Here is a 2,115-nt window from a genome sequence, read left to right on the forward strand (position 1 = left end):
CAACAATGGCTATAATTCATTGCGGTTGAATTCCTAATCGGAATTCAACGCTTTTTTGCTATCTTTCGGCTACGGCGGAAAGAATCCTGCGGATTTTTCCGCAACGAAATCATAGCCGAGACCGTTGTGTGCAATTAATACATCGAACATAATTTACATAAAATGAAAAAACTAACTTATTTATTTATAACCCTCTTCTTACTCATAAATGTATCTTGTCAAAAAGAAGTTGAAAGGGAAGGTTATGTTGATGTTGAAGGAGGTAAAATATGGTATAAAATCATTGGAGAAGGAAATGGGGTTCCTTTGTTAATTTTACATGGTGGGCCTGGTGCCCGAAGTTGCTCAATGATTCCTGGTTTTTCTTTGTTGGGTGATGAAAGACCCATTATTTTTTACGACCAACTGGGTTCAGGGAATTCAGAAAGACCGACCGATACAACTTTATGGAATACTGAGAGGTTCGTAGATGAAATCGATCATTTAAGAAAAAACTTAAATCTGAAGGAGCTTCATATTCTGGGTCATTCTTGCGGCAGTACATTCTTAATAGAGTACATGATTACTAAAAAGCCAGAAGGAGTAAAGTCAGTTATTTTTTCAAGTCCAATGATCAGTACCACCGATTGGATCGCTGATGCTAAATTGTTACTATCCCAAATGCCCGCCAATATTCAAGACACGATAAATAAGTTTGAAACTTTAAAGAATTATTCTGCACCTGCCTATCTAGCTGCAACTGATTCCTTTTATGCTCGACATTTAATTCGAAAAAGTTGGCCTTATAAATCTCTAGCGTGTGAGAATGTAGGTGGTTTTAATGAACAGGTTTATAACTATATGTGGGGGCCAACCGAGTTTACAGCTACAGGTACACTCATTGATTTTGATCGCACCGCAGATTTGGTGAAAATTGAAGAACCTATACTTTTTGTAACTGGTGAATACGATGAAGCAAGACCAGAAACCATGTACAAGTATCAGAAAATGTCCCAAAATGCGAGTGTTGAGATTATTGGTAATGCCGCGCATATGACCATGATTGACCAACCAGAAAAAATGGCCGAAGCGGTTCGTGATTTCTTAAGAAGTATTGATAATAATTAATAAACAGCACACAACAACGTATAAAATTAATGGCTAGTTCTCGCTTACTTACGAAAATCCTTGCGGATTTTCTATCTAGTGTTTATTTGCTAAATTAGGTGCTTAAACACGCCACTAATCTTATACAATCACGTTAGCAAACAGTTGAGAAAAGAAATCCACATATTAATTTTTAGTCTGATTACGACTTTAGCACTTGGGCAAACCGAAAAGGAATCTTTTTGGAAACCCTACATCGAATCTGACCGAATCGAAATTGGACTAAAGCATTATGACAGTCTAAATTTTGAAAAGGCTTACCGAATTTGGACTGACTACCAAGTTGTGGAATTAATTAAATTGAATGACTCAACTTATAACGGAACACTTACAAATTTTGTCACTAAAAATAAAAGGAAGAATAAAACCGAAACGATTTATCAAAGAATAAAAATCCCAAACGGAACAGTTAAAGAATTAATGACCACATTGCAAAAAGAAAACATTGAAACATTAAAAGACTGTTCTGAAATTGAAAATTATCCACAAGGATTTGATGGCAAAACTTATGTTTTTGAAATTGGAACCGAAAATGAAAAAAGAATTTACTCATATTGGGAACCTGAAAACGAAAGATATCAAAATCCAGAAATGCCCGAAATCAAAAATATTAGGAATATGCTTAATGCAATAAACGCAGAGTTTGATTTGTGGAAATATTTCAAAGATTTTAGAGATAGACTTCCAAAAGGCAGTTATTCTTATGGAATGATTAATATGATAAAAACATAAAAACCGTTTGCTAACAATGGCTATAATTCATTGTGGTTTAGTGCCACAGCAAAATAAAAGTATTAATCAACGGCTGATTTCTAAGCGGAATAATCCTGCGGATGATTCCACAACGAAATCATAGGTACTGTGTCAAAAAACAAGTTTTTTCTGTAAAATTTTAGGAAACAAGTTGAGTAATCAATTTGTTATCCCGCGCAGCAAGAGCTTTATGCTTTTGCTGCTTTTTTGTTTCAA

At 34.8% G+C, this 2,115-nt stretch carries 2 protein-coding genes; both read left to right on the forward strand.

Going from position 1 to position 2,115, the window contains the following annotated elements:
- Nucleotides 1–162: 162 nt before the first annotated feature.
- Complete coding sequence (locus ACFSQJ_RS14375) at nt 163–1,107, forward strand: proline iminopeptidase-family hydrolase (protein WP_377767669.1); 945 nt, start codon at nt 163–165, stop codon at nt 1,105–1,107.
- 144 nt (nt 1,108–1,251) lie between these two features.
- The gene (locus tag ACFSQJ_RS14380; protein ID WP_377767670.1) at nt 1,252–1,878 is read left to right on the forward strand and encodes a hypothetical protein; all 627 of its coding nucleotides are present in this window, start codon (nt 1,252–1,254) and stop codon (nt 1,876–1,878) included.
- Nucleotides 1,879–2,115 lie beyond the last annotated feature (237 nt).

Source organism: Croceitalea marina (genome assembly GCF_042684265.1).
Classification (GTDB): domain Bacteria; phylum Bacteroidota; class Bacteroidia; order Flavobacteriales; family Flavobacteriaceae; genus Croceitalea; species Croceitalea marina.